Raw genomic sequence first — 22,214 nt, 5'->3', positions numbered from 1 at the left:
GTCATCCTTGTGCATATTTGCACAACAATCGTGCATGAATTTCCGTTGGTGGTCAAAGTTTTCTTTGCTAGTCTCAATTGAAACTGGAATAAAGAAAATACATAGATAAGTATTTTCTAATAATTGAACACAATAAAAATATGGCCTACGGAGAGGTTATGAACACAATCCAAAAAATCGAGTTGGAAACCGCTAAATTACTCATTAACGGAAATTTTATCGAATCTGAAACACAGGAATGGCAAGACATTGTTAACCCTGCAACTCAGGAAGTGATTGGTCGTGTACCATTTGCAACGGTTAAAGAAGTTGACGCTGCTATTCAAGCTGCACAAGATGCTTTTGCTTCTTGGCGTCAGACCCCAATTCAGGCACGTATGCGCATCATGCTTAAGTTACAAGACTTGATCCGTGCCAACATGAAAGAAATTGCACAAGTACTAACGGCTGAACAAGGCAAAACCTTGGCAGATGCAGAAGGTGATATTCAACGTGGTTTAGAAGTGGTTGAACATGCTTGTTCGATCGGCATTTTGCAAATGGGTGAATACGTTGAAGGTGTAGCGCGTGGTGTAGACACTTACACATTGCAGCAACCTTTGGGTGTCTGTGCGGGTATTACGCCGTTTAACTTCCCTGCCATGATTCCGCTTTGGATGTTCCCAATGGCAATCGTGTGTGGCAATACATTTGTTTTAAAACCATCAGAACAAGACCCGTTATCAACCATGATGCTGGTTGAGCTTGCGATTCAAGCAGGTGTTCCAGCGGGTGTGCTTAACGTTGTGCATGGCGGTAAAGAAGTGGTTGACCGTTTGTGCACACATAAAGACATTAAAGCGATTTCATTTGTAGGTTCAACTGCAGTTGGAACACATGTTTATAACCTGGCAGGGCAACATGGTAAACGCGTGCAGTCGATGATGGGTGCAAAAAACCATGTTGTGGTCATGCCTGATGCCAATAAAGAACAAACTTTAAATGCTTTGGTGGGTGCAGCATTTGGTGCAGCAGGACAACGTTGTATGGCATTGTCGGTTGCAGTCATGGTCGGTGACAGCAAACAGTGGATTCAAGAGCTAGTCGAAAAAACCAAAACCTTAAAAGTAAACGCAGGCCATGAACCAAATACTGACATTGGCCCAGTGATCTCAAAACGTGCTAAAGCGCGAGTACTCGACTTAATTAATAGCGGTGTTGAGCAAGGTGCAGAGTTGCTACTCGATGGTCGTGATGTTCAAGTACAAGGCTATGAAGCGGGTAACTTTGTCGGCGCGACGATTTTTAGTGGCGTAAATACTGACATGCGTATTTATAAAGAAGAAATCTTTGGTCCAGTTCTTTCAATTATTTGTGTAGACACACTTGATGAAGCCATTGCGCTTATCAACGCCAACCCATTTGGTAACGGGGTAGGTCTATTTACACAAAGCGGTGCGATTGCACGTACTTTCCAAAACCTCATTGATATTGGTCAAGTCGGTATCAACATTCCAATTCCTGTGCCAGTACCTTTCTTTAGTTTTACCGGTTCAAGAGGTTCAAAACTTGGTGATTTGGGACCATACGGCAAACAGGCTGTGCAGTTCTATACCCAAACTAAAACTATTACCAGTCGCTGGTTTGAAGATAGCCATGAAGTTGGCGGTGTAAATACAACCATTAGTTTACGTTAAGGGGATCACGGATGAATATCGCCTTTATCGGTCTAGGCAATATGGGCGGCAAAATGGCCCATAACCTACTGAAAGCCGGAATCAAAGTTTATGGATATGACCTCAGTGAAGTCGCGATTCAGCACTTTGCCGAGACAGGTGGAGTGGTGTGTAGCAGCCCACAGGATGCAGCTAAACAAGCTGATGTGGTCATTAGCATGTTGCCGGCGGCAAAGCATGTTAAAGAAGTTTACTTGGGTGAAAATGGTGTGTTGGAGGTACTAAAAGCAGGTAGCTTATGCATTGATAGCAGTACCATTGACCCACAAACCATTAAAGACATTGCTGCTGTTGCACAGAGTAAAAATATCAAAATCTGTGATGCGCCTGTTTCGGGTGGTACCATTGGTGCTCAAGCAGGAACCTTAACCTTTATGGTGGGTGCCGATGAGCAAACCTTTAACGAAGTAAAACCTGTGCTCAGCCACATGGGTAAAAATATTGTTCATTGTGGTGATGTGGGTGCAGGTCAAATTGCCAAAATCTGCAATAACCTGATTTTAGGCATTTCGATGACTGCGGTAGCCGAAGGTATGGCGCTGGGCGTGAAACTCGGCATTGACCCACAAGCATTGGCTGGCGTCATTAACAGTTCAAGCGGTCGTTGCTGGAGTTCGGATGTCTGTAACCCATGGCCGCATATTAATGAAAATGCGCCAGCATCTCGAGGCTACCAAGACGGCTTTGCCACTCAGCTGATGCTAAAAGATTTAGGGCTTGCTGTCGAAGCCGCAGGCCAAGTCAAACAGCCAATTTTACTCGGTGGTATGGTGCAACAGCTTTATCAGCAAATGTGTATGCGTGGTAATGCCCATCTCGATTTTTCGAGCATTATTCAGCAATACTTGCCACAAGAAGCATAACGATTAAGCCAAAGGATGGCTTAAACAAATCAATAAAACCCTGTCGTGAATAACTACAAATCCGGACTGAGGGAAAATATATGATGGATTATCAAAAGACGGTGCAGGCTTTCGACTTGGAAAGCACTGCAAAACAGATGTTGTCAGGTTCACTCGATGCACTCAACGCCTGTTATGAATGTTGTGATCGACACGCAGAAGGTGACAAAATTGCGCTGTATTGGCAAGGAAAAGACGGACGAAAAGAGCAATACACCTTCCGTCAGTTGCAGCAATGGTCAAGTCAGTTTGCCAACTTTCTAAAATCACAAGGTGTGCAGTCAGGCGACCGTATTTCGGGGCTATTACCAAGAACACCTGAGCTTCTCGTGACCATTTTAGCTGCGTGGCGCATTGGTGCAGTTTATCAGCCATTATTTACAGCGTTTGGCCCTAAAGCCATCGAACACCGTATTCAGCTTGCACAAAGTAAGTTGGTGGTGACCGATGTTGGCAACCGTAGCAAGCTTGATGAGATCGAACATTGTCCTGCAATTGTGACCGTTGCCGACGCGCAAGGTACTCCGCTGAAAGCAGGTGATTTTAACTTTTGGGATGAAGTGCAGCTGCAGTCCGATCAATGCGATTTGGTGATGCGTAGCATCCAAGATCCTTTCTTGCTCATGTTTACTTCAGGCACTACAGGACCAGCTAAACCCTTGGAAGTGCCATTAAAAGCACTAATTGCCTTTGGTCGATATATGCAAGATGCCATTGGTTTAACCGAAGAAGATTCGTTTTGGAATATTGCCGATCCGGGTTGGGCGTATGGTCTGTACTATGCGATTACTGGGCCGTTATTCTTGGGTCACGCTACTTTGTTTTATGAAGGTGGTTTCAGCACAGATAGCTTATGCCAAATTGTGAAAGATTATAAAGTTAACAACTTGGCAGGTGCACCAACGGCTTACCGTATGATGATGGCGGCTGATCCAGCACAAATGACGCCGTTAAAAGGGCAGTTCCGTGTGGTGAGCAGTGCAGGCGAGCCACTCAACCCAGAAGTAATTCGCTGGTTTAAACAAGTGCTTGATGCTCCGATTTATGACCACTATGGGCAAACTGAAGTCGGCATGGTGGTGTGTAATCATCATGGTTTAAAACATGAAATTCATGCTGGTTCCGCTGGCTTTCCAAGTCCGGGCTATCGCGTTGCGATTGTCAATGAACAAGGTGAAGAGCTTCCAGCCGACACACCAGGAATTTTAGCAGTCGATATTAGCCAGTCTCCAATGATGTGGTTTGGCGGCTATAAAGAAAGCCGTAAATCACCTTTCGTTAGTCATTACTATTTAACTGGCGACACTGCCGAACTTCATGCCGATGGCAGCATGAGCTTTGTAGGGCGCAGTGATGATGTGATCACCACATCGGGTTACCGCATTGGTCCGTTCGATGTAGAGAGTGCTTTACTCGAACATGAAGCGGTGGTTGAAGCCGCAGTGATTGGTGTACCTGATCCGGACCGTACCGAAGTGGTTAAGGCATTCGTGATTTTAGCCGCAGATGCGCAACCTTCAGAGGCACTTGCTGAACAACTCAGCCAATTTGTAAAAAAACGACTTTCTGCACATGCTTACCCACGTTTAGTTGAATTTGTGAGTGAATTACCTAAAACTCCAAGTGGCAAAATTCAGCGCTTTTTATTGCGTAATCAAGAAATTGCTAAACAACAAGCTAAAGCAGGGTAAAGGAAATAACAATGCAATTTACCGAAGAACAATTACTCATTCGTGATATGGCGAAAAGTTTCGCTCAAGAACAAATCAAACCCAATGCCAGTGATTGGGATCGAGACGGAACATTCCCGAAAGACACATTGGCTCAAATGGGTCAACTCGGTTTTATGGGAATGCTTGTTTCAGAGCAATGGGGTGGTTCAGATACAGGTAACTTGGCGTATGTACTGGCGCTTGAAGAAGTTGCCGCAGCCGATGGCGCAACCTCGACCATCATGAGTGTACATAACTCGGTTGGTTGTGTGCCTATTTTAAAATTTGGTACTGACGAGCAAAAAGAGCGTTTTTTAAAACCTTTGGCACAAGGTGAAATGATCGGCGCTTTTGCCTTAACTGAACCACATACTGGCTCAGATGCGGGAGCCATTAAAACCCGAGCGGTGAAAGATGGCGATGATTACATCTTAAATGGTGCCAAGCAGTTTATTACCTCTGGTAATAATGCTGGTGTCATTATTGTGTTTGCGGTGACCGACCCGAGTGCAGGTAAAAAGGGTATTAGTGCATTTTTAGTCCCACGCGAGACACCGGGTTACGAAGTGATTCGTGTTGAAGAAAAACTCGGTCTGCATGCTTCAGATACCTGCCAAATTGCGCTGACAGATGTACGCATCCATAAAAGCTTAATGCTGGGTAAAGAAGGCGAAGGTCTGAAAATTGCTCTTGCCAATTTAGAAGGTGGCCGTATTGGTATTGCTGCACAAGCAGTCGGTCTAGCACGTGCGGCACTCGAAGAAGCAACTCGCTATGCCAAAGAGCGTATTACTTTTGGAAAACCAATTTTTGAGCATCAAACCATCGCGTTTCGCCTTGCTAGCATGGCAACTGAAATTGAAGCAGCGAGACAACTGGTTCACTACGCTGCGCGTTTAAAAGAAGCAGGTCAACCGTGTCTCAACGAAGCTTCAATGGCCAAGTTATTTGCTTCAGAAATGACTGAACGTGTGTGCTCGAGTGCACTACAAGTGTTTGGTGGTTATGGCTATCTCAGAGACTTCCCAATTGAGCGCATCTATCGTGATGCCCGTATCTGTCAAATTTATGAAGGTACGAGTGATATCCAGCGTTTAGTCATCGCACGTAGTCTATAAAATCAGAACAAGGAATAAGTAATGCAGTGGCAAAGTATTTTATTAGAAAAGCGTAATGGGGTTGGACTGATTACATTAAATCGCCCTCAAGCGCTCAATGCCTTAAACAGTGAATTAATTAGTGAAATTAATCAGGCATTAGATCAGCTCGAAAAAGACCGTGAAATCGGTTGCATCGTATTGGCAGGTTCTGAAAAAGCTTTTGCCGCAGGTGCAGACATTAAAGAAATGGCTGATTTGGCATTTCCTGATATTTATTTAGATGACTTTTTTCATCTTGCAGACCGTATTGCACAGCGCCGTAAACCTCTAATTGCTGCGGTGAGTGGCTATGCATTAGGTGGTGGCTGTGAATTGGCGCTTATGTGTGATTTTATTTATTGTGCTGACAACGCCAAGTTTGGCTTACCTGAAGTCACCTTAGGGGTAATTCCGGGTATTGGTGGAACACAGCGTTTAACCCATGCCATTGGTAAAGCTAAAGCAATGGAAATGTGCCTTACCGCTCGTCAAATGGGTGCAGTAGAGGCAGAACAAAGTGGTTTGGTTGCGCGTGTGTTTACTAAAGAACAATTACTTGAACAAACCTTGCAAGCCGCTGAAAAAATCGCAGCACGCTCTTTAACTGCAAACATGATGCTTAAAGAAACCATTAACCGCGCTTTTGAGGTGAACCTCACTGAAGGCTTACGTTTTGAAAGACGTATGTTCCATTCAATATTTGCAACATTTGACCAAAAAGAAGGAATGCAGGCATTCGTTGAAAAACGAAAGGCAAATTTTAAAAATCAATAAGAGATCAATAAAATGAATACAGAAAATCACTTAATGATTGAGCAACAAGGTAAGTTGGGCATGATTACCTTAGACCGTGTGACTCATCTCAATGCATTGTCGCTAGATATGATCAAAAGTATTGGCGCCCAATTGGAACTGTGGCGAAATGATGCTGCTGTTCAGGCAATCTTAATCAAATCAAACAGCCCAAAAGCCTTCTGTGCAGGTGGTGATATCCGCTATCTCTACGACAGTTATAAAAATGGCACGGCCGACTACAAAGGGTACTTTAGTGCCGAATATAAAATGCTAAATATACTGCGTGAATATGAAAAGCCAATCATTGTTGTGCTTGATGGCTATGTATTAGGTGGTGGTTTTGGCTTGGCTCAGGCTTGCCACATTGTGGTGAGCAGTGAAAAATCCAGATTTGCCATGCCTGAAACAGCGATTGGCTTTTTCCCAGATGTTGGTGCAACTCATTTCCTTTCTCGCCTTGATGATATTGGTGTTTATATGGCCATTACGGGTGAGCAGATCAGCAGTAGTGATGCGCTTTACCTCGATTTAATTGACTATCATGTGCCAAGCGAGCAGTTACAAGCGTTGCAAGATGCTCTCGTTGAAGCGCCAAGTTTAAGCAAAGAGGGAATTGAACGCATCATTACCCGATTTATTACTCGCCCTGCCGAAAGCGAATTAAAACAATTGGCAGAAGGTATTCGTAAACACTTCGGATATCAGCATTTAGATGAAATCGAGCAAAGTCTTGAAAATGAACAAGATGAAAGCTTAAAGACTTGGGCAAGTAAGATGCTTAGTATTTTGCAACAGCGCTCATTTATTGCCAAACAAACCAGTTTGAAACTGCAACATTTAGGCCGTGGGCTTTCTTTACCACAGTGTATGCAGCTTGAACGTGATTTACAGGATATTTGGTTTGAGCATGGTGACTTCATTGAAGGTGTCCGCGCTCTCATTGTCGATAAAGACAAACAACCACAGTGGCAAGAACGTAATTCGAAATTTGAGCCAATTTTAGAAAAATTGAGCTAAACCGAATTACAAAAACATAAAAAGCTTAAGGAGATAAAGCGAGACCTGAAAATGCTTATGGTCAGGGCTGGTCATAAGCATAAAAAAGATAAAACAAGAAAATCTAAAAAGGATATTACGATGCAATCAATACATGGAAACGGTTCAAATACTAAAAAGTCGTCACATCGATTAGCAGGTATCTCTAGCATGGTCGGCACCACCATTGAGTGGTATGACTTTTTTATTTACGGTGCGGCGGCGGCGCTCATTTTTAATAAGCTATTTTTCCCAAATCTGGATGCACTTACCGGCGTGCTTGCTGCATTTGCCACCTATGCCGTTGGATTTATTGGAAGACCATTAGGCGGCTTAGTCTTTGGTCATTTTGGTGACAAGATTGGCCGTAAATCGATGTTGCTACTGACCTTGATGCTCATGGGGATCCCAACCGTACTGATTGGCTTATTACCGACTTATGAATCAATTGGATATTGGGCTGCGATTGGCTTGGTTGTCTTGCGATTCATTCAAGGTATGGCAATGGGCGGTGAATGGGGCGGTGCTGTACTGATGGCCGTTGAACATGCACCCGAAGGCGGTAAAGGATTTTGGGGAAGCTTGCCTCAAGCTAGTACAGGTGGTGGCTTAATGCTAGCCTCAATCGCGTTGGGTCTGGTGTCGTTATTACCTGAAGAATCACTGTTTAGTTGGGGTTGGCGTTTACCATTTCTTGCCAGCATTATTTTACTGGCAGTGGGTTGGTATATTCGAGTAAAAGTGCCTGAGTCACCAGATTTCGAAAAAGTAAAACAACAATCTGAAGAAGTTAAAGTTCCTGCTCTACAGGTTTTTAAAAACCATCCAAAGCAACTCATCACCATTATTTTGGCTCGCGCTGCCGAAAATGCATGGTTTTACATTGCTTCAACTTTTACATTGGCTTATACCACTGCACAACTTGGAATCCCGCGCCAAGACATTTTATTTGCCACCATTTGCGGCGCAGCCGTTATTTTATTTATGACACCGTTATGTGGACATTTGTCGGATAAAGTCGGCCAACGCAATATGTTTATGTTTGGCCTATGCATACTGGCGCTTTACTGCTATCCATTTTTTACCATGCTCAATACAAAAGATCCGGTATTAGTGTGGACAGCAATTGTTTTGGCAATTGGCGTTGTGTTCCCAATTATGTATGCGCCGCAAGCTCAGCTTTTTGCACGTCAATTTCCAGCGGAAATTCGTTATAGTGGAATCTCGATTTCGGTACAGTTAGCTGGCGTATTAGGTGGTGGTTTGGCACCGATGATTGCTACTAAATTGTTGAGTGTCGGGCAGGGTAATCCATATCTAATTATGCTTTATATTGGAAGTATGGCTGTAGTCGCAATTATATCGACGTCATTTATGCCGCGTGATTGGAGTGCTAAAACGGATGAAGCTTATTATAAAAAGTCGAATTTAAATTTAAAAACCAAAATTGATTAATATAAGTTAATATTCTTTAGACTCATTGTTGATTTTCTAAATGAAAATATTGAAACTCATACCTGTCTTTGGCATGAGTTTTCTTGTTAATAGGCTTATATTTTTAAATAAGTTATATTATTTGAAATTAAAAATATTCTAGTATAATTATCACATATGGTATTCCTATAATTAAAAATATCCTCAGGTTAAAATATTATTAATGTTATATAAATTTATAATGAAAGACTATGAAAGATAGTTTATGAATGAGGTCTAATGAGGGGAAATGGAAAATTGGCAAGAAGATTTATTATCAGCATCATTGATTGTAAAAAGTGAATATCAGTTATTTGAGATTGTTGAGTCTACAGCTTTAAAGCTTGGATTTGAATATTGTGCTTATGGTATGCAATCACCCTTATCAATTGCCGAACCAAAAACAATTATGTTGAATAATTATCCAGAAGCATGACAGAAGTGTTATATGGAATGGCAGTATGTGAAGATAGATCCAACCGTACAACATTGTATGATGTCACTCCAACCACTTGTCTGGTCGAGCCAATCTGCGAAGACACAAGCACAAAAAGATTTCTGGGAAGAGGCGCGTTCTTATAATTTAAATTTTGGCTGGGCGCAATCAAGCCGTGATTTTATTGGTACGCGTGGAATGTTAACTTTAGCAAGATCCACTGAGGAGTTATCAGAAAAAGAGCAGAAATCTCAATCCATAAATATGTATTGGCTGTCTCAAACAGTGCATTCTAGTATTGCTAAAATTATGAATGACACAGAATTTGCTCGGTTTAATCTTTGTTTAACCAATCGTGAAAAAGAAGTATTACGTTGGACAGCTGAAGGTAAAACGTCAGGAGAGGTTGCTCAGATACTTAGAGTGACTGAAAGAACAGTAAATTTTCATCTCGTAAACTCAATGCAGAAGCTTAATGTGAATAATAAAATTTCAGCTGCTATCCGGGCAGTGATGTTAGGAATTTTATAGAATTATAGAAATAATAGAGAAAAAGGCTATAAAGTAGATTTTTTGATAAATATAAATCAACCTGTAAATATTTACAGGTGTAATAAAAAAATATTAGTACATAAAATAGAATTTGAATTTATTTTTATTAGAATGGATAGCTGGTACTTTTGTTAAAGAATGTCCTAATTTAAAGGGTGAATATAATTAATTAGGGGGTGTGATTTTAATAGGTATAGATAATAGTATTACAACTTGGGAAGACCATAAAATCTTTGAATGAAAATAAAACAGTTTCTGAGTATTTAGAAAAGAAAACTGGTGTAATTCAATCTCTGAAATATATATAAATGAATATGTGAATTCAATATCAAGCCCCACTTGTTATAATTCCTAGTAAGGTGATTTATGGATAATTTAAATAACGCAAAAAAAGATAATTTTTCACGGAAGACCATATTAGTAACAGGTGCAGCAGGTTTTATTGGTAGCAGACTGATCGTTGAACTTCTGCGTGAAGGTCATCAGGTGATTGCTGCGCTGCGTAATGCCGCAACTAAGAAAGACAAGCTATTAGGTTTCATTGCAACAGAAGGGCTGGCTGATCCATCTATATCTTTTGTTGAATATGATTTAAGCCGCGATTTTAAGCTGGACTCTCTATTATCGGACGCCCAGACAAAAATCCATGTAATTTATCATCTCGCAGCATCATTTAATTGGGGCATTAGCAAAGCTGAAGCTGAGCGTACCAATATTAAGTCAGGGCTGGCGTTGATTGAATGGGCTGCAACATTGAAGCAGCTTGAGCGATTTATCTGGATTGGCGGGTATCGTGTGGCTGCGCCGCCGCAAGAATCGGCTGATGAGTTGTATTGCAAACATGGTGGTTATGAGGCTTCAAAAATTTTGGGTTATCAAGCTTTCATTGAGGCCTGTAAGCGTTTAAATGTGCCATAGACTGCAATAAATCCAGCCACAGTCATTGATGGTTTTTATAATTATGGCGATATGCAATATATTGGTATTGCTGACATGATTGATAAGCTCTATCAGGGACGTTTACTGGCATTACCAGGTGGTCGTGACACATTCCTACCTCTATGCAATATGCAGTATATCGTGAGCTTTCTGATCCGAACGATGTCTTATCCTGAGACTATTGCTCAGGAATATATGCTGCTTGATCCTACGACACCCAAATTTCATCGCCTAGTTAACCTAGCTGCTGAGCACTTAGGGGTTAGCGCACCACACTTGCAAATACCTAAAGTTCTGCTCGAGAAATTACCTGAGGTATTGCTTGGTGGCTCAAAAGAGCAGCTCGCTTTCATTTCTAATGAAAACTATTATGTCGCTGAAACAGAAAAGATGGCTGTTAAGATGGGTATTGCGGACTTAATCAGTACCAGTGCTTATTTTTCTCGTTGGATTGATCGTCTAGTGCTTACATGTTTTGGTCGTATGCAAGCACCAACACCTAGCTGTTTCAACTATCAGAATCGATATTGGACAGAAATCTATACTAAACAACCAGTTGGTTCAGAAAAATCTTCTGCATTATTTTTACACGGTATCCCATTCGATAGCACATGTTGGCTCCCAATAATTAATAAAATCACCTATGATCAGGTCGTTATGATGGACCTACCTGGACTTGGGCGTTCAGGTAGTTATGAGGTGATGGAAGATAACAATCATCAGTTTATTGATAATGCTGCAAAGCTTTTAGCACCAAATAGTGTTGTTATTGCTCACTCGTTAGGATGTTTATTTGCATTGAGTCTTGCGCAGAAATATCCAAATAAAGTTGCACGTCTTATCCTTATATCGCCTTATTTCGTGCAGGCACAGGCCGCAAAAATATTTCAAATACAAATCATCTCTAATCTAATTTTCCGTTTTGTATCGAAAGATAAGATTGCTAAAAATCTGCATCCAGATGGGCAAAAAAATCTATCTGTTGGTTATGCGATGGATTCATTACGTCGAGTGTCGGTAGCCAAGCATATTAGTGAGTATATGCATCGTATTAGTTTGCCTCAACAGAGAGTATCTCAAACAGCTTTGTTAAACGAACTTGGTTCTAAAGTTGAAATCATTGTTGGAGAGAAGGACCCAATTGTTACTACAATAAGTCCTAATATTCCTGTACATATCATTGCTGGCGCAGGCCATAATCCGCACATTACACATGTAGATGCGGTTTCTGACTATCTCGCACCTGTTCTGATGAAATACAACAGCACTATAGCTTCTTAATGTCTGATCGTGCCCAAGTGCAGGTTTATGTCTGCCCAGTTTCACGGGTACCACAAGACCATATGGTATTGAGTCATTATCTCGGCTTTCTCAATACGGCAGAGAAGCTGAGATATGATCAATATCATTCTCATGCCGCACGAATTTTCTTGATCTCTCGAGTATTAGTGAAGACTGTCTTGGCGGATAAGCTAGGCATCTCACCTCATCAAGTTAATATTCAATTACATCCCAACGGCAAGCCTTTTGTACAAGGCAGCAAGGCTGTGTATTTTAATCTTACTCACTCCGCGGACGTTATTATCCTCGCTGTGACCGAAGAAGGGGAAATAGGAGTGGATATTGAACAAGTGGACCGTGAGTTCGAGTGGATGCGTGTTGATAGTGTGTTAGCACCGATTGAAATTGAATGGATTAAAGAGAATGAACTCACTGATTCATCCAGTGTATTTCAGCGATTTTTTCAAATATGGACCTTAAAAGAGGCTTATATCAAATGTACTGGCGAAGGAATGAGCCGTCATTTAAAGAAGCTCAACTTTCATGTGTTGCCTGAACATATACAGTTTCTCGACTTAACCAATGATGCTCAAAAGACAGAAGAGTATTATTTCCAGAGTTATGTCTATGATCATAACTTTATCTTTTCTATATGTTTACAACAAAGCCATAACCTAGAAAGCTTTAATATAGATTGTTTTCAAGTATTACCCTTTATATCTACGCATCGAATAACTCCAACGCCTTGTAAATATGGCTAGATTGAATCGTTATAAATGATGATTTAAAAATGTGAACCTAGTAATAAAATATTTGGCTATGAGCCGAGCCATTCTCAATGAATTATGCTGTGAATAGATAGAACGTAAAAAAATTATGAATTAATGAAAAGAAAAAAGCCCTAGTCTTTCGACTAGGGCCTTTTAAATTTGGAGCGGGAAACGAGACTCGAACTCGCGACCCCAACCTTGGCAAGGTTATGCTCTACCAACTGAGCTATTCCCGCATATATAAGCAGTTTTTACGAAAACTTTCTCAAAAAAAACCAATTTGGAGCGGGAAACGAGACTCGAACTCGCGACCCCAACCTTGGCAAGGTTATGCTCTACCAACTGAGCTATTCCCGCGTGCCGCTTATAATACATTAAGCGAAACATGGGTCAACAACTTTATGCAAATAAATATGCTGATTGCATAAAATAAAATCAGAAATGAGCAATTAGATGTATTTTTATCGTTAAGTTGCCGAATAAATAGACATTTTGTTTGAGGTCAAAGCATACAAGAGCAACTTTTGTTTGTGTGTAGACAGGGTATACTAGGGGTAAATATACGAATAATCGTAAAAGGAAAAGCTATGAGCCTTGAACAACAGTTGATTGAACGGTTACAAACCCTTGCACCTAGCCATTTGGAAGTTATCAATGAGTCTGCAGGACATGGTGGTTATTTTCCAGGTAAAGAATCTCATTTTAAAGTGATTATAGTGAGCGACGAATTTAATGGATTGCGTTTAGTTCAACGTCATCAAAAAGTATATGCCTTAGCTTCTGATTTGATGAATCCAGGCCAAATTCATGCTTTAGCAATTCATGCTTATTTGCCAAGTGAGTGGCAAGGTCAAGCACCTGCTAGCCCAGAATGTGCACATGCACCTAAAAGCTAAGGGTTAATTTCATGGATGCACATTTACTCACTAAAATTATTCATATGACTGCGGTAGCTGCCGCACTTATGGTCTTTGTTTTACGCGCTTCAACTTTGTTTATAGGTGTTCAAGGTGAACAACCTAACCCAGCAGGGCGTAAAGTATTAGTTGCCTTGCAACATTTGTCATTTACCGTGGTTTTCATTACGGGTGCAATTTTGTTAGTCATGAAAGACTTTCAAGTACAACCGTGGTTTTACGCTAAAATTATTCTATTTTTAGTGTTGTTATCTTCCTTAATGAAAGCCTTTAAAAAAGATGACACTCTTTTGTTGGCACAGCGCCGTTCAGGTTTGGTCATTAGTGCGATTGCATTTATTGCTATTATTATTTTAGTGATTGTGAAACCTGTTTTTGCTTAATTGTTCTACATTCTTTGCCTTTTTGATTAAGCTCTAGGTTAAACTGCATACAGTAAAATAATATGCAGAGGGAAACATGTTAACTCGTGTGGTGTTTAACCAAAAAGGCGGTGTAGGGAAATCAAGTATTACTGTAAATTTGGCTGCAATTAGTGCCAAACATGGCTTAAGAACATTGGTGATCGATCTTGATCCTCAAGCCAATTCTAGTCAGTATCTTTTAGGCGATGAAGCAACCTATTCTGCTGAAAAATCAATTTTAGAACCGAATATCGAAAACTTTTTTGAAGATGTGTTGGGCAACAATCAACAAAAAGGTTTAATCGGTAATGCGCTAGGTTCAATTTTAAAAGCCCCACGAAATAAAGATCTCGACAGTTTTGTACATTCAACCCCTTTTGCAAAATTAGATGTGCTTCCAGCTAGCCCTACACTTGGTGCACTTGAACATGCACTTGAAAGTAAACATAAAATTTATAAATTACGTGATTCGATCCAAAACTTAGTTGGACGATATGACCGTATCTATATAGACACGCCACCAGCATTTAACTTCTTTACTTTGTCTGCACTCATTGCGGCCGATAAAGTACTCATTCCTTTCGACTGTGATGTTTTTTCAAAACGTGCGTTACAAACATTGATTGAAAATGTTCTCGAAACGCAAGATGATCATAATGATCGCTTGGAAATTGAAGGAATTGTGGTGAATCAATTCCAATCCCAAGCAAAATTACCTCGGGAAGTGGTTCAGCAGTTAAAAGATGAAGGGTTGCCTGTACTCAATAGCATGTTACCACCTTCGATTTTGATGAAAGAATCGCATCAGAAAAATTTACCTTTGGCACATTTGGCACCAGAACATAAATTGACTCAAGCTTATGAGACATTGTTTGGTGAGATTGAGCCAAAACGATAAGAGAAAAATGATGAAAGGCTTATATATTGCGCCTTTGGTGGCAGCCACTTTACTGCTTGGCGCTTGTGCTACAACGGTAAAACCGACTTATGTGTCTCCAACACAATATCAATCTTTGAGCTGCCAACAGTTACAAAGTGAATATAACCGTATTCAGCAATATATCGACAATGGCGTGCAAACTCCAAAAAGTACAGGTATGGGTGTTGGTCTCGGACTCGGTGGTGGCTGGGGACGAGGCGGTTGGGGATTCGGGCCTTCTATTTCTGTAAATATGGGGCAATCTTCTTCAACGAAGAACACCGAACTTTCTCGTGTTTTAGGTCAACAAGAAGCGATTGTTCAGGCTGCTCAGTTCAAGAATTGTCCAATTATTGTTCGGAAAAAGACGAATTAATAGCCAATTTGACATCACAATATGCTAATAAAAGCATGTTGTGATGAATAAAGTTTAGCAAAATGTTTCATAATAAAATCAATATAAATAAATCAGTTATTCATTTTTAAGCTTCTAAAAACCTGCATTTTCTGTAATCAAAAAACTTCATAAACTTGCTATATTTTGCCTGTTTCGTTTAAGGTGGCCCCATCTTGGATATTATGGAAACTTTATGATTGAGAGTTGGTTTTTTGTATTGGCAATGTTGGCTGTTTTGCTCATTCCGGGGCCGACAAATGCTTTACTTGCAACCGCTGCTCATTCTCAAGGTTTATCTAAAGCATTTTGGCTTATTCCAATGGAATGGTTAGGCTATGCCTATGGTATTAGCTTTTGGGCTGTATTCATTCATTTGGCAGCACCAGTTTGGCCTGCGTTATTGCTCATTTTACATATTACAAGTGTGGCATATGTGTTCTGGATGGCATTCCGTTTATGGAAAACCAATCATTTACAACAATTTAGCCAAACCCACCGTAACATTCGCCCACGTCAATTATTCTTCTCAACTTTGAGAAATCCGAAATCTTTACTATTTGCTGCAGGTATTTTCCCAGCTGAAACATGGAATTCGCCTGAAAATTTTCTTATGGTTTTTGCCGCTTTTACTTTAAATCTTATTCCTGCAGCGAGTTTCTGGATGATTTTTGGACGTGCTCTATTGACGGGTTCAATGCAAAAAATAAAAGCCGATCATTTATATAAAGGATCGGCTATGTTACTCATTTTATGTATGCTTCCAGTGGTATTCCGTTTTTTCTAAATCATTCTCAAACGTTGGCTTTTCGATTTTTTAGTTTTTCACGAATAAAGCCGATGATACCCGGTAAAACGCTAACAATGATGATGCCAAAAATAAGATGAGTGAAGTTGTCTTTAACGATTGGCATATTTCCAAATAGATAACCCAAAGCCACAAAAGAAGCGACCCAACAAAATGCTCCGATCACATTATAAGTAAGGAAAAACTTATAGTTCATGCTGCCAGCACCAGCAACAAAAGGTGCAAAGGTACGGGCAAATGGAACGAAACGAGCAAAAATAATTGTCTTGCCACCATGACGAGCAAAGAATTCTTGAGTTTTAATTAAATGTTGCTTATTAATGAATCTAGAATTCATTTCGAAAACACGTGGACCGATAAAACGCCCAATATGGTAGTTCACCGTATCGCCTAAAACCGCAGCAATGAAGAGTAGAGCCCCCAACAACCATGGATCCATCGCACCAGTAGAGGCTGCTAAAGCACCAGCTGCGAATAACAAACTATCGCCCGGTAAAAACGGCATGACCACTAAACCGGTTTCGACAAAGATAATTAAAAATAAAATGCCATAAATCCATGTCCCGTAATTTGTAATAAACTCGGCGAGATGTTGATCAACGTGTAGAATAAAATCAAGAAGTTCCATGAGATGTTTAAGTGGTAAACCGTGCTCAAATCCTAGCAGTGAGCCTATAGAATGTCAGTATAAAACATCAAAAATATACAAATTGATCATCCTGTTTGTGCAACGATATATATGGATTTTGAGTATTTAATTATCAATGTCCCAAACCTAGAATGAGCTCATCAATAAATAAGCATTTAAATAAAGGTGGCAAAATGTTTAATCCAAATGTAGTGGTCAAAAATATCGTAACGCAATCAGGCGCGGACAGTTTTATTAGCCTTATTGCTCGTCTTCTTATGGCTTATATCTTCCTTGTTGCTGGTTGGGGGAAAATTACCGGTTATGCAGCAACCGCAGGATATATGGAAGCAATGGGTGTACCAGGTGGGATTCTCCCATTAGTTATCTTGGTTGAGTTTGGTGGTGGTTTAGCCTTATTGTTTGGTTTCCAAGCTCGCTTTGCAGCTTTTGGTCTCGGTATCTTTAGTATTTTAACTGCATTCTTGTTCCACCAAGGTGGAGCTGATGCAGCGGCACAATATAACAATGGCATCCATTTTATGAAAAACTTAGCTATGGCAGGCGGTTTATTCTTTCTGATGCTTCATGGTGCTGGTCGTATTAGTTTAGATCATGCAATCGAAAAATAAGATATAAGACAAAATAAAACCGGATGAGCAATTTATCCGGTTTTTTTATTTCTTTATTTTAAAAATTAGAGCATAAATTGGATTTGCAATTCCCCAACCACGAAACCAAGCACTGCACCCACTGCAATCAACGCCCATTCATCTTCTTTAAATGCTGGACGTAACATCCCTTCAAATTCAGAAGGGGTTAATTTCTGCATACGCTCAATGAGTGTGCTACGAATATTCATAGCATCTTCTGCATAAGACTCTACATATTTCATCGTCTCTGGCAGCTGTTGCATAATACGTTCAGCAACTTGTGATTTCATATTCTGATATTTTTCTCCGCCAATTGCATATACAACTAACGGACGAATAACCCCAGCTTGCATATCAATTTCTTGTTTGACATGGCGGTTAACTAGATCAATAACACGCGCAGAATGTGTACCAGAAAATAACTCTTCCATCATGTGACGTGAAGTTAAAAGCTGTTTGGAAATTAAAGCTGCATAGTCAGCTGCAACTTCATTTTGACGTTTAATAAACAGGCCTTGCCATGTGTAACCCAATATCTTTTTAGGATAAAGTGGTCTAAACATCATTTGCAGTGCAATCCAGTCACTGAAGAAACCCACAAAACCACCAAACAAAGGTAGCATCCAGGGATATTTTCCTTGAGTGACAATCCAGCACAGCATCTGAATCACACCGATGCCGAAGCCAAATACGAAACCTACATTACTGAAAAATTTAAATTCTTGTTTCCCTACACGTTTAAAAATATTGTTGAGTAAACGTTTATCTTTAAGCAAGTTGCTGATAACTAAATTTTTAATATCAAAGTATCGATTCACATCACGCTGTACTTCGCTCATGATGTGTTCAACGATTTCGGGTGCTTTAGATTGCACACGACGGATGAGTCTTTGGCGAGCAAATTCTGGCATGCCTTCCCATAAACCGGGCTGATACTCTTGAGCAACGTCACGGGTAATATCTTCAGCCGCTGCAAGTAGAGGTTTTTCTATTTCTTTGGCAATACGTTTAGGATCTAGGCGTGCAAAAATTTCTTCAGGTTTAATCAGCTTTGCTGTCATGAGCTCAACAGCAATGGTTGCCATTTTCTCTGCTTTGCGAGGCACAATGCCTTGCCAACCCAGAAAGGGTTTAATACCTTTAAATTCAAGTGGTGAAAACATCATCTGGATGGCAACCACCTTGGTGATATAGCCAATTAAACCACTCATAAAAGGAATAGAGACATACAACCAAAAATGTTGCTGGAAATCTGCAATCATAGTTTGAAGCATTGTTGTTCCTTAGATTTCTATTGATTTTGATAGGGGGCAACAAGCCATAAAAATGGATAATTGTTTAAGCACAGACAAATATCGCTTATGGTATTTACCTTTCCATGGTAATGCCTGTTTTATCGGCTCATCTTAACATCAAATTCAAGGCGATGTTGCATAGAATGTGATGAATTTATCAATACACATGGAGTTTTTAAGCGTAACCCATACATTTGATAAATATAAGTAAATTTTGATTTATATCAAACAATCCAATTATAGAAATGATTCTGATATGAAAAAAATAAGATATATGATGATTTGCGGTGCGCCGAAGCGCGAAAAATGTTAAAATGGCGCGCTTAATTCTTTTGCCATTTAGTGGTTTGTCATGACTACCAATACTCAAATTACTGAAGATCGTATCCTGATTCTGGATTTCGGCTCTCAATATAGTCAGCTGATTGCACGTCGTGTACGTGAAGCTGGTGTTTACTCTGAAATGTATGCTTTTGATATGTCTGAAGAAGACATTCGCGCTTTTAAGCCAAATGGCATTATTTTGTCAGGTGGACCTGAGAGCGTACATGAAGAAGGCAGCCCTCGCGCACCACAAGTAGTGTTTGAGTTAGGCGTTCCAGTATTGGGTATTTGCTATGGCCTGCAAACCATGTCTGAACAGTTGGGCGGTAAAGTTGAGCCAGGTACTGTACATGAGTTTGGTTATGCCGAAGTTGATATCGTTAAACGCGACCAACTGATTGGTAACTTACAAGACCGTGAAAACCAACTTCATGTTTGGATGAGTCATGGCGATAAAGTTAGCCAGATTCCAGAAGGCTTTACCATTACTGCAAGCACACCAAGCTGTCCAGTTGCTGCTGTAAGTGATGAAGCGCGTCGTTTCTATGGCGTGCAATTCCACCCAGAAGTAACACACACGGCAAAAGGTGAAGAGTTACTTGCAAACTTTGTTCATAAAATCTGTGGATGCGGTGGTCTTTGGACACCTGAACACATCATTGATTTACGCGTAGAGCAATTACGTGAACAAATCGGTGATGAAAAAGTTCTTTTAGGCCTTTCTGGTGGTGTTGACTCGTCTGTCGTTGCTGCGCTTTTACATAAAGCAATTGGCGACCAGTTAACATGTGTATTTGTTGATAATGGTTTACTTCGTTTAAACGAAGGCGATCAAGTGATGCAAATGTTTGCTGAAAACATGGGTATCCGTGTTATTCGTGCAGATGCTGAACAACGTTTCTTAACTGCATTGGCTGGTGAAGTTGATCCAGAGAAAAAACGTAAAATCATTGGTCGTGAATTCATCGAAGTATTTGCTGAAGAAGCACGTAAACTTGATGGCGTAAAATTCTTGGCACAAGGTACGATTTACCCAGACGTAATCGAATCTGCTGCAAGTAAACAAGGTAAAGCGCACGTTATTAAGTCTCACCACAACGTGGGTGGTTTACCAGACGATTTAGAATTTGAATTAGTAGAACCTTTACGTGACTTGTTTAAAGATGAAGTACGTAAATTAGGTACTACACTTGGCTTGCCACACAGCATGATTTACCGTCATCCATTCCCGGGCCCTGGTTTAGGTGTTCGTATTCTGGGTGAAGTGAAAAAAGAATATGCAGATATTCTTCGTCTTGCTGATGACATCTTCATGCAAGAGCTTCGCGACAGTGGTTGGTATGATAAAACTGCTCAAGCATTTGCTGTGTTCCAACCAGTTAAGTCAGTGGGTGTAGTAGGTGATGGTCGTCGTTATGCATGGGTGATTGCACTTCGTGCAGTTGAAACAGTTGACTTTATGACAGCCCGTTTTGCGCATTTACCATACGAATTAGTTGATAAAATCTCTACGCGTATTATGAATGAAATTAAAGATGTATCACGTGTTGTATATGACGTGTCATCTAAACCACCAGCAACGATTGAGTGGGAATAATTTTCCTCTAGTTTTTGTAAAAAGGACGCGTTAGCGTCCTTTTTTATTGCTTAACTTTTAAAGACTAAAATTAATTTTAATAATTATCAAAATGATAAATCTATTCTTAATACTTATTCTTGATAAAAGATATATTAAGATATATCTTAATAATTATAAATTGATCACTTTGGATTTTAAACGATGAAACAACAATCAGAACATCATCATGCTGAACACAGCGAACATCATCGCGGCCATCACCATTCGGGGCGTCGTGGGAGGCTTTTTGAAGCTGGCCGTATGAAACTTTTGGTACTTCATCTTATTCAGCAAAGCCCTAAGCATGGTTATGAAATCATTAAAGAAATAAGTGATGTGGTGGGTGATGGCTATACGCCAAGTGCAGGAACAATTTATCCAACATTAACCAGTCTCGAAGAAATGAATTTGATTAATTTGCTAGATGTAGAGCGTAAGCAATATCAAATCACGGAACTTGGAGAAGCTTATTTAACTGAACAGCAAGACAAGTTAATTGAGCTATTAGAAAAATTACGCCTTAGACGTGAAATTCAAAGTAAAGATGAATTAATTGAAATTCACCGTGCAATGGAAAACCTAAAAACTGCTTTACGTTTGAAGTTGAACTCGACAGCTTTACAACAAGAGCAAATTTATCAAATTGCCGAAAAAATTGATCAAGCTGCGGTTGCGATTGGGCGATTATAAATTGGGAAAAGCAATGTTAGAACTAGAGCATAAAATTAAAGAAGCGGGCCTAAAAGTCACTCATCCAAGACTTGCTGTTTTATCTGTAATTCAACAACAAGCAGAAGATCTGACTGTTAAACAGATTTACCAAAAGCTATACGTCCAAAAACAGAAATTAAGTTTAGCTACAGTCTATCGGGTAGTAAACGACCTAGCGGGAGCGGGTTTAATTTCAAATCTTCAACCAAAATGGGACGAAGCTAAATTTAATTTGCCCTCAGTCGAAAATAATCAATTATTGCAAATTCGCTGTACAGATTTAACCGCGGCTAAACAAGAGGAATTTTTAGCGTCTTTACAAGCAGTATTTGCACAGTTTCAAGTCGACCTTAAGCAGGTTGAAATTATTCAAAATTATTAATTTTTAAGAGAGAATTTATAAATGAAACAACATCAATATCATGTCACGGTACAACACTTAAAAAATGCAAAAGGAGAAGCCTCAACCTATACTGAACGCCTTGAATTCTATGCAGGAAATCATGATGATATTTTTGAAATTGTTGAACGCTTAAAAAAAGCAGATTTTTTTGATGATGAAACAACAAAATCCTTTGGAGTTGGGCTAAAACTTTTTAGTGAGGTTATGCTTGAAAACCGTGACCACCCACTATTTCAAGAGTTTCTCCCACAATTTGGTCAATTTATGAAGAACCTAAAACAGCTCGTTAAAACTCAATCATCTTAAGCTACTCAATGCAGCTTTAATTTTCTGTAATTAAAAACTTTGATTGTCTCATTCATAGCACCCTGTGTATTACTAAAAGACTATA

20 protein-coding genes, 2 tRNA genes and 2 pseudogenes are annotated in these 22,214 nt (G+C 40.0%); 20 read left to right on the top strand and 4 right to left on the bottom strand.

The features are described 5' to 3' along the window. Positions 1–158: 158 nt before the first annotated feature. The 10 genes and pseudogenes from mmsA (at position 159) to SOI76_RS17880 (ending at position 12,740) form a co-directional block, all read left to right on the top strand. Positions 159–1,676 carry a CoA-acylating methylmalonate-semialdehyde dehydrogenase gene (gene mmsA / locus SOI76_RS17925; protein ID WP_104080448.1) on the top strand — a complete coding sequence of 506 codons (1,518 nt, stop codon included), beginning with the start codon at positions 159–161 and terminating at the stop codon, positions 1,674–1,676. Between the two features lie 11 nt (positions 1,677–1,687). Further along, positions 1,688–2,578: a 3-hydroxyisobutyrate dehydrogenase gene (mmsB, locus tag SOI76_RS17920; protein ID WP_104080449.1), complete on the top strand. Its 891-nt coding sequence runs from the start codon at positions 1,688–1,690 to the stop codon at positions 2,576–2,578. Between the two features lie 80 nt (positions 2,579–2,658). Beyond that, positions 2,659–4,308, top strand: a complete 1,650-nt coding sequence (locus SOI76_RS17915; RefSeq protein WP_104080450.1) for an AMP-binding protein — start codon at positions 2,659–2,661, stop codon at positions 4,306–4,308. 11 nt (positions 4,309–4,319) lie between these two features. Then, positions 4,320–5,447, top strand: coding sequence for an acyl-CoA dehydrogenase family protein (locus SOI76_RS17910; RefSeq protein WP_104080451.1), 1,128 nt, complete (start codon positions 4,320–4,322; stop codon positions 5,445–5,447). A 21-nt stretch (positions 5,448–5,468) separates the two neighbouring features. Then, positions 5,469–6,242: an enoyl-CoA hydratase gene (locus SOI76_RS17905; protein ID WP_104080452.1), complete on the top strand. Its 774-nt coding sequence runs from the start codon at positions 5,469–5,471 to the stop codon at positions 6,240–6,242. A gap of 12 nt (positions 6,243–6,254) precedes the next feature. Further along, positions 6,255–7,280, top strand: a complete 1,026-nt coding sequence (hibcH, locus tag SOI76_RS17900) for an enoyl-CoA hydratase/isomerase family protein (protein WP_104080453.1) — start codon at positions 6,255–6,257, stop codon at positions 7,278–7,280. A 120-nt stretch (positions 7,281–7,400) separates the two neighbouring features. Further along, complete coding sequence (locus tag SOI76_RS17895) at positions 7,401–8,753, top strand: MFS transporter (RefSeq protein ID WP_104080480.1); 1,353 nt, start codon at positions 7,401–7,403, stop codon at positions 8,751–8,753. A gap of 268 nt (positions 8,754–9,021) precedes the next feature. Continuing rightward, positions 9,022–9,738 (top strand): annotated as a pseudogene (abaR, locus tag SOI76_RS17890) (LuxR family transcriptional regulator AbaR). A 387-nt stretch (positions 9,739–10,125) separates the two neighbouring features. Then, positions 10,126–11,979: pseudogene (gene dfrA / locus SOI76_RS17885) on the top strand (alpha/beta fold hydrolase). After that, complete coding sequence (locus SOI76_RS17880) at positions 11,979–12,740, top strand: 4'-phosphopantetheinyl transferase family protein (protein WP_205668468.1); 762 nt, start codon at positions 11,979–11,981, stop codon at positions 12,738–12,740. The pseudogene dfrA and the gene SOI76_RS17880 overlap by 1 nt, the downstream one beginning before the upstream one ends. Before the next feature lie 169 nt (positions 12,741–12,909). Here the strand turns inward: SOI76_RS17880 and SOI76_RS17875 are convergent. Together SOI76_RS17875 and SOI76_RS17870 are read right to left on the bottom strand one after the other, a co-directional pair. Then, positions 12,910–12,985: transfer RNA gene (locus SOI76_RS17875), tRNA-Gly, on the bottom strand. A gap of 45 nt (positions 12,986–13,030) precedes the next feature. Next, a tRNA-Gly gene (locus SOI76_RS17870) sits at positions 13,031–13,106 on the bottom strand. Between the two features lie 230 nt (positions 13,107–13,336). Here SOI76_RS17870 and bolA point away from each other — a divergent pair. The 5 genes from bolA (at position 13,337) to SOI76_RS17845 (ending at position 16,170) form a co-directional block, all read left to right on the top strand. Further along, on the top strand, positions 13,337–13,645 hold the full coding sequence (bolA, locus tag SOI76_RS17865) for a BolA family protein (RefSeq protein ID WP_002114074.1): 309 nt from the start codon (positions 13,337–13,339) through the stop codon (positions 13,643–13,645). Positions 13,646–13,656: 11 nt separating this feature from the next. Further along, positions 13,657–14,049, top strand: a complete 393-nt coding sequence (locus tag SOI76_RS17860; RefSeq protein ID WP_104080454.1) for a SirB2 family protein — start codon at positions 13,657–13,659, stop codon at positions 14,047–14,049. A 76-nt stretch (positions 14,050–14,125) separates the two neighbouring features. Further along, positions 14,126–14,968: a ParA family protein gene (locus SOI76_RS17855; RefSeq protein WP_009387679.1), complete on the top strand. Its 843-nt coding sequence runs from the start codon at positions 14,126–14,128 to the stop codon at positions 14,966–14,968. Between the two features lie 10 nt (positions 14,969–14,978). Beyond that, positions 14,979–15,365: a hypothetical protein gene (locus SOI76_RS17850; protein WP_002114091.1), complete on the top strand. Its 387-nt coding sequence runs from the start codon at positions 14,979–14,981 to the stop codon at positions 15,363–15,365. A gap of 214 nt (positions 15,366–15,579) precedes the next feature. Continuing rightward, positions 15,580–16,170 (top strand): LysE family translocator, encoded by a 591-nt coding sequence (locus tag SOI76_RS17845; RefSeq protein WP_104080455.1) that lies wholly within the window; start codon positions 15,580–15,582, stop codon positions 16,168–16,170. A gap of 7 nt (positions 16,171–16,177) precedes the next feature. On the opposite strand, the gene dedA is transcribed toward SOI76_RS17845, so the two are convergent. Next, complete coding sequence (dedA, locus tag SOI76_RS17840) at positions 16,178–16,819, bottom strand: DedA family protein (protein WP_104080456.1); 642 nt, start codon at positions 16,817–16,819, stop codon at positions 16,178–16,180. A 194-nt stretch (positions 16,820–17,013) separates the two neighbouring features. On the opposite strand from dedA, the gene SOI76_RS17835 reads away from it, so the two are divergent. Continuing rightward, positions 17,014–17,451, top strand: coding sequence for a DoxX family protein (locus tag SOI76_RS17835; RefSeq protein ID WP_002114126.1), 438 nt, complete (start codon positions 17,014–17,016; stop codon positions 17,449–17,451). Between the two features lie 65 nt (positions 17,452–17,516). Here SOI76_RS17835 and SOI76_RS17830 read toward each other — a convergent pair whose 3' ends face one another. After that, on the bottom strand, positions 17,517–18,734 hold the full coding sequence (locus SOI76_RS17830; RefSeq protein ID WP_171293237.1) for a DUF445 domain-containing protein: 1,218 nt from the start codon (positions 18,732–18,734) through the stop codon (positions 17,517–17,519). A 385-nt stretch (positions 18,735–19,119) separates the two neighbouring features. On the opposite strand from SOI76_RS17830, the gene guaA reads away from it, so the two are divergent. The 4 genes from guaA to SOI76_RS17810 all read left to right on the top strand — a co-directional run bounded on the left by guaA (position 19,120) and on the right by SOI76_RS17810 (position 22,129). Then, the gene (gene guaA, locus SOI76_RS17825) at positions 19,120–20,688 is read left to right on the top strand and encodes a glutamine-hydrolyzing GMP synthase (protein ID WP_009387699.1); all 1,569 of its coding nucleotides are present in this window, start codon (positions 19,120–19,122) and stop codon (positions 20,686–20,688) included. A gap of 183 nt (positions 20,689–20,871) precedes the next feature. Continuing rightward, positions 20,872–21,399 carry a PadR family transcriptional regulator gene (locus SOI76_RS17820; RefSeq protein ID WP_104080458.1) on the top strand — a complete coding sequence of 176 codons (528 nt, stop codon included), beginning with the start codon at positions 20,872–20,874 and terminating at the stop codon, positions 21,397–21,399. Between the two features lie 13 nt (positions 21,400–21,412). Beyond that, complete coding sequence (locus SOI76_RS17815; RefSeq protein WP_104080459.1) at positions 21,413–21,802, top strand: Fur family transcriptional regulator; 390 nt, start codon at positions 21,413–21,415, stop codon at positions 21,800–21,802. 21 nt (positions 21,803–21,823) lie between these two features. Next, on the top strand, positions 21,824–22,129 hold the full coding sequence (locus SOI76_RS17810) for a DUF3861 domain-containing protein (protein ID WP_002114086.1): 306 nt from the start codon (positions 21,824–21,826) through the stop codon (positions 22,127–22,129). Positions 22,130–22,214 lie beyond the last annotated feature (85 nt).

Source organism: Acinetobacter pittii, from assembly GCF_034064985.1.
GTDB lineage: Bacteria > Pseudomonadota > Gammaproteobacteria > Pseudomonadales > Moraxellaceae > Acinetobacter > Acinetobacter pittii_H.
This window is presented reverse-complemented; position numbering and strand designations above follow the sequence as displayed.

What these genes read in the sequence shown, in the direction of transcription:
- SOI76_RS17895 (WP_104080480.1), top strand. Translation starts at nt 7,401, where the DNA reads ATGCAATCAATACATGGAAACGGTTCAAATACTAAAAAGTCGTCACAT.
- mmsB (WP_104080449.1), top strand. Translation starts at nt 1,688, where the DNA reads ATGAATATCGCCTTTATCGGTCTAGGCAATATGGGCGGCAAAATGGCC.
- mmsA (WP_104080448.1), top strand. Translation starts at nt 159, where the DNA reads ATGAACACAATCCAAAAAATCGAGTTGGAAACCGCTAAATTACTCATT.
- SOI76_RS17820 (WP_104080458.1), top strand. Translation starts at nt 20,872, where the DNA reads ATGAAACAACAATCAGAACATCATCATGCTGAACACAGCGAACATCAT.
- SOI76_RS17810 (WP_002114086.1), top strand. Translation starts at nt 21,824, where the DNA reads ATGAAACAACATCAATATCATGTCACGGTACAACACTTAAAAAATGCA.
- SOI76_RS17915 (WP_104080450.1), top strand. Translation starts at nt 2,659, where the DNA reads ATGATGGATTATCAAAAGACGGTGCAGGCTTTCGACTTGGAAAGCACT.
- dedA (WP_104080456.1), bottom strand. Translation starts at nt 16,819, where the DNA reads ATGGAACTTCTTGATTTTATTCTACACGTTGATCAACATCTCGCCGAG.
- SOI76_RS17855 (WP_009387679.1), top strand. Translation starts at nt 14,126, where the DNA reads ATGTTAACTCGTGTGGTGTTTAACCAAAAAGGCGGTGTAGGGAAATCA.
- SOI76_RS17860 (WP_104080454.1), top strand. Translation starts at nt 13,657, where the DNA reads ATGGATGCACATTTACTCACTAAAATTATTCATATGACTGCGGTAGCT.
- guaA (WP_009387699.1), top strand. Translation starts at nt 19,120, where the DNA reads ATGACTACCAATACTCAAATTACTGAAGATCGTATCCTGATTCTGGAT.
- SOI76_RS17910 (WP_104080451.1), top strand. Translation starts at nt 4,320, where the DNA reads ATGCAATTTACCGAAGAACAATTACTCATTCGTGATATGGCGAAAAGT.
- bolA (WP_002114074.1), top strand. Translation starts at nt 13,337, where the DNA reads ATGAGCCTTGAACAACAGTTGATTGAACGGTTACAAACCCTTGCACCT.
- SOI76_RS17880 (WP_205668468.1), top strand. Translation starts at nt 11,979, where the DNA reads ATGTCTGATCGTGCCCAAGTGCAGGTTTATGTCTGCCCAGTTTCACGG.
- hibcH (WP_104080453.1), top strand. Translation starts at nt 6,255, where the DNA reads ATGAATACAGAAAATCACTTAATGATTGAGCAACAAGGTAAGTTGGGC.
- SOI76_RS17905 (WP_104080452.1), top strand. Translation starts at nt 5,469, where the DNA reads ATGCAGTGGCAAAGTATTTTATTAGAAAAGCGTAATGGGGTTGGACTG.
- SOI76_RS17815 (WP_104080459.1), top strand. Translation starts at nt 21,413, where the DNA reads ATGTTAGAACTAGAGCATAAAATTAAAGAAGCGGGCCTAAAAGTCACT.
- SOI76_RS17830 (WP_171293237.1), bottom strand. Translation starts at nt 18,734, where the DNA reads ATGATTGCAGATTTCCAGCAACATTTTTGGTTGTATGTCTCTATTCCT.
- SOI76_RS17845 (WP_104080455.1), top strand. Translation starts at nt 15,580, where the DNA reads ATGATTGAGAGTTGGTTTTTTGTATTGGCAATGTTGGCTGTTTTGCTC.
- SOI76_RS17850 (WP_002114091.1), top strand. Translation starts at nt 14,979, where the DNA reads ATGAAAGGCTTATATATTGCGCCTTTGGTGGCAGCCACTTTACTGCTT.
- SOI76_RS17835 (WP_002114126.1), top strand. Translation starts at nt 17,014, where the DNA reads ATGTTTAATCCAAATGTAGTGGTCAAAAATATCGTAACGCAATCAGGC.